The sequence below is a fragment of the Ruminococcus sp. YE282 genome (genome assembly GCA_900101355.1).
Taxonomy (GTDB): Bacteria; Bacillota; Clostridia; order Oscillospirales; family Acutalibacteraceae; genus Ruminococcoides; species Ruminococcoides bromii_A.
Genome location: FMUV01000070.1, coordinates 1 through 3621, shown reverse-complemented (window position 1 = coordinate 3621; position 3621 = coordinate 1). Strand labels below are relative to the sequence as shown.

8 protein-coding genes are annotated in these 3621 nt (G+C 38.5%); 3 read left to right on the top strand and 5 right to left on the bottom strand.

Annotated elements, in window-relative coordinates; genetic code table 11:
* The 3 genes from BLP46_RS13435 to BLP46_RS12605 all read left to right on the top strand — a co-directional run.
* Positions 1–313: transposase (locus BLP46_RS13435; protein ID WP_318259637.1), on the top strand; the 313-nt coding region annotated here is incomplete at its 5' end.
* Positions 314–719: 406 nt separating this feature from the next.
* Positions 720–860: a hypothetical protein gene (locus tag BLP46_RS13180; RefSeq protein ID WP_167669279.1), complete on the top strand. Its 141-nt coding sequence runs from the start codon at positions 720–722 to the stop codon at positions 858–860.
* A gap of 102 nt (positions 861–962) precedes the next feature.
* Positions 963–1148 (top strand): ribbon-helix-helix domain-containing protein, encoded by a 186-nt coding sequence (locus BLP46_RS12605; protein WP_092979389.1) that lies wholly within the window; start codon positions 963–965, stop codon positions 1146–1148.
* A 77-nt stretch (positions 1149–1225) separates the two neighbouring features.
* Here BLP46_RS12605 and BLP46_RS12600 read toward each other — a convergent pair whose 3' ends face one another.
* The 5 genes from BLP46_RS12600 to BLP46_RS12580 all read right to left on the bottom strand — a co-directional run.
* Positions 1226–2233 (bottom strand): GH25 family lysozyme, encoded by a 1008-nt coding sequence (locus BLP46_RS12600; protein ID WP_092979388.1) that lies wholly within the window; start codon positions 2231–2233, stop codon positions 1226–1228.
* A gap of 2 nt (positions 2234–2235) precedes the next feature.
* Positions 2236–2445, bottom strand: a complete 210-nt coding sequence (locus BLP46_RS12595; protein WP_092979386.1) for a holin — start codon at positions 2443–2445, stop codon at positions 2236–2238.
* 6 nt (positions 2446–2451) lie between these two features.
* Positions 2452–2700 (bottom strand): hypothetical protein, encoded by a 249-nt coding sequence (locus BLP46_RS12590; RefSeq protein WP_092979385.1) that lies wholly within the window; start codon positions 2698–2700, stop codon positions 2452–2454.
* Positions 2700–2945 (bottom strand): hypothetical protein, encoded by a 246-nt coding sequence (locus BLP46_RS12585; protein WP_092979384.1) that lies wholly within the window; start codon positions 2943–2945, stop codon positions 2700–2702. Before BLP46_RS12585 ends, BLP46_RS12590 begins: the two co-directional genes overlap by 1 nt.
* A gap of 13 nt (positions 2946–2958) precedes the next feature.
* Positions 2959–3621: hypothetical protein (locus BLP46_RS12580; RefSeq protein ID WP_207645254.1), on the bottom strand; the 663-nt coding region annotated here is incomplete at its 5' end.

The window sequence follows — 3621 nt, the reverse complement described above, 5'->3', positions numbered from 1 at the left end:
TAGAGCATATTTGATTCTCCTTAAAATGGTTTGTTTCCACTTTCATTTTAAAGGTTTTTTTACAAATATGCTCTACTTTTTTACTTTTATTTTTGTAGGCTCTTTTTGTTCTTACCCCAACTTTTATTATAGAGCCATTCTTAATTCATTTTCTTCCACTAACACAAACGGCTTTACTGAAGGTTGCAACAACAAAATCAAAGTCCTTAAACGCAACGCTTACGGTTTCAGAAATTTCAACCGTTTTCGTAATCGTATTTTACATATATTTTCTCTTCAATCTGTCAATTCTCAAAAACAAGCGACAGCTTGACGCTATCGCTTGTTTTTAATATTTCATTCATTTTCATTTTTTGGTTTACCCCAACTATTGACAAAGAGCCATTTACTAATGACAAGGAGCCTCATTAATTGCACTTCGGATATACAAAATAATGAATTTCAAAAAAAGAGAGTAGTAAAAAACTACTCTCTCGTGGCTCCCCCAACTGGGCTCGAACCAGTGACATCATGATTAACAGTCATGCTTGCTATTTGTAAAAAGTCAGTGTTTATCTGACTTTTAGAGCTTTTTCAATTTCATTTGTAGTAAATTTGTAGTAATCATTACAATTAATAATCTGAAAAAAGGTATTGACTTTTGACCTACAAAAGTGTATAATATAATTACAGTCAATGAAGTTGACGAGTTTGGTGGCAAGTGCTAGAAAGGGAAATTTATGAACGAAGATATGACAAGACTTGAGTTACTTACATTGCTACTATCAATCAAAGCTCTGCTTGATAGTGACAATATCGAAAAAGCAAAAGAACTTATTGATGAAGTTATTACCGAAGCAAAAAGAAAGAGCTCTGACTAAATAAGCCAGAGCACCGAGCCAAGAAGAGCGGTACTTGCCGCCGCTCTTCATTGGAAAGCAATATTATTATATCATATCAACAAAGCAAAGGCAAGAAATTTTATGACTTATATAAAAAAAACAGATAATCCTAAAATGGGAAGACCAAGTGAAAATTTAACGCAAAACATAAGATTAAGAATCACACCTGAATTGAGTGCTGAGATTGATAGATACGCAAAACAAAATAATCTTAGCAAAGCAGCAGCGATAAGGCAAATACTTCTATCGTTCTTTTCTAATAAATAAAATTGCGTGAGATTCTCATAAAAAACACCCCTCGACCAATTAAGTTGAGGGGTGTTTTTGCTATGCACATAACTGTTTTAAGAACACAGCCGTTCAAACGTATTTTTTCCCGCTATGCCGTCAACGTACAAGCCGTGAGCTGACTGAAACTGTTGAACTGCATGAGCCGTGCCGGCACCAAAGATACCGTCAAACCCGTTCGTATCATAACCGTTACAGATGAGCAAGCCTTGCAGCGTTTTGGTTATGTTGCCGCTCATTCCTTTATATATATTAATTACTGCTGAGCGGGTGCAATGACCGAAAATGTCGTCAATGTCAAGACCTGCGCCGCACTGTCTGTTTAATTCAGTCTGCAAAGCTTTGACCAGTGCCGCTTTTGTTAAATTACCGTAAATACCGTCAACGTCAAGATTAGTGTCATAATTATCATTCAGCCATTCTTGTACGTCTTTGATATCCGAGTCACCGTATGAATTTTCGCCCGAGGCCGATGAGCAGTCTCCACTCGGCTCTCCGATGACAACATCCATATCTACGTTGCCACTTATTCCCGAGACATTACCATCGCTTGCATATTGCCATATATCACAATCAAGACTGTGGCTGTTCGACCATTGAGCAAGCCAAATCGAATATTTATCGTGTAGAGTGTTATAATCAAGATAATTTTGAAACCAGTTGAGATTGGCATACACGCCCGCCGCATATCCCGCATCAATTATTTTATTACAAAACGCTCTTGCCATATCAGTGCAGGCAGAAACACCGAGATTTGCAATGCTCTGCTCTTCCAAATCATAATATATCGGATAGTCAAAGCTTTTCCCTTTAATGCAAGCAAGGCACGCATTAGCTTCGTTGACTGCATCAGACACACTGTCGGCATATGAATACCAGTATGCGCCCACCTTCAACCCTGCCGCTTTTGCGTTACGGTAATGCGTTTCAAATTCGCTGTCTTTTTGATATGATTCTCTGCCGTAACCTGCTCGAATAATCACAACATCAATTCCGCTGTTTTTTACTCTGTCGTAGTCAACGTTAGTCTGACAATACGACACGTCAATTGCTTTTGTTCCCATGTTTACTCCTCGCTTTTAGATACTTCGGGTAAGCCTGCAATTGATGTGAGTATTGAGAGCACCGCCGCAAGCAATGTTGTTGAGCCCACAACCGCCCAGTTAATCTCGTCAAACATTGCTGTTGTTCCGATTGTTGCAACAGCTGTTTGTGCAGCAGTTTTCAATGCCCTTACTCCTGCCGCTTTTGCCCACTGTTTAAATTTGCTTGTCATAATTAATCAACCTTTCTTGTTTATATTTTCTAAGTCGTCGATTCTGTGATTTGCGACTTTGATTTCTTCATCAACAACAGCATTATGCTGTTCGATTTTGTATGTACGCTCAATAAGATTGTTGTGTTTGTCAACTTTCTTTTCGAGCTGTTCAATGCGATAATTTGATAATTTTGTGTTTAGAAATATTCCCGCAAAGGTGCCAAGTGCTGACCCAGCGAGTGCTATTAACGATACAATTATTTCTGTTGCCATCAGAGCACATCACCACTTTCGCCAACTGTCGCTGTATCTCCCCACACTGCGAAGACGGCATTTTGATACTCTTCTGATAAAACAGTTTTTATTGCTGCTCTACCGCTTACACTGTTTGTATAGGTGTTTCGTATGTTGCTACCCACTTGCATTTCAACATCGTTGAATGTTAGAAACTGCTGTTTCAGTACAGAAACACTGTCTTGTGTGAGCATATCAAGTGTGATTTTTGTTGTTAATTCCATATTTTTTGTCTCCTTATTTTTGGATTTTATAAATTAATGTTTCTTGGATGCTTTCGCCGTCCGAAATTGTAACTGCTTCTCCCTGCGTAATTATTGTCAATGTTGCGGTGTTCGCTGCAATTGCAATTCCCAACTTGTTTTTTGACGTTGTAATAGCCGGCTTTCGCAGAATAATCTCGTTTCGATACGGAAGTCCCAAAAGCGAGTATGATTTTGCTGCACTCATCGTAGCTGCGGAAAATGTAACAGTAAACGTCAGCATGACAAAATCGCCGACTTTTTGATAATTGAATTTTGCAGATGTAACAGGAACGTTTTCAGAGTATACAGACAAATCTCCGCTGCCCGATTCAACGTTTGCGGCATCGTATTTTTTGCTTAAATCTGCCGAGATTGTAATTTTGCCCTGCTTGTTATCGTCAATTTTTATATTATCGCCCGCTGTCAAAATTCTCTGAAAATGATCGTCGGCCTCTTCGGTAGTATAAACATCTTCTTCGTTGATTTTTTTCGCAAGCTCTGCATCAATTTCAGATTTTGAGTATGTATCAGAAAGTTCAATGACATGAACACTTTCAAACTCACCCTCCGGCTTATAATCAATACTTAATTTGTTATCGTTTTCATCAGTGAGATTATCAAAGTTGCAACTCAACCCCTCGACCGTTTTAAAACT

Coding starts and splice junctions, on each gene's coding strand:
- BLP46_RS13180 (WP_167669279.1), top strand. CDS start 720: ATGAACGAAGATATGACAAGACTTGAGTTACTTACATTGCTACTATCA.
- BLP46_RS12585 (WP_092979384.1), bottom strand. CDS start 2,945: ATGGAATTAACAACAAAAATCACACTTGATATGCTCACACAAGACAGT.
- BLP46_RS12600 (WP_092979388.1), bottom strand. CDS start 2,233: ATGGGAACAAAAGCAATTGACGTGTCGTATTGTCAGACTAACGTTGAC.
- BLP46_RS12595 (WP_092979386.1), bottom strand. CDS start 2,445: ATGACAAGCAAATTTAAACAGTGGGCAAAAGCGGCAGGAGTAAGGGCA.
- BLP46_RS12590 (WP_092979385.1), bottom strand. CDS start 2,700: ATGGCAACAGAAATAATTGTATCGTTAATAGCACTCGCTGGGTCAGCA.
- BLP46_RS12605 (WP_092979389.1), top strand. CDS start 963: ATGACTTATATAAAAAAAACAGATAATCCTAAAATGGGAAGACCAAGT.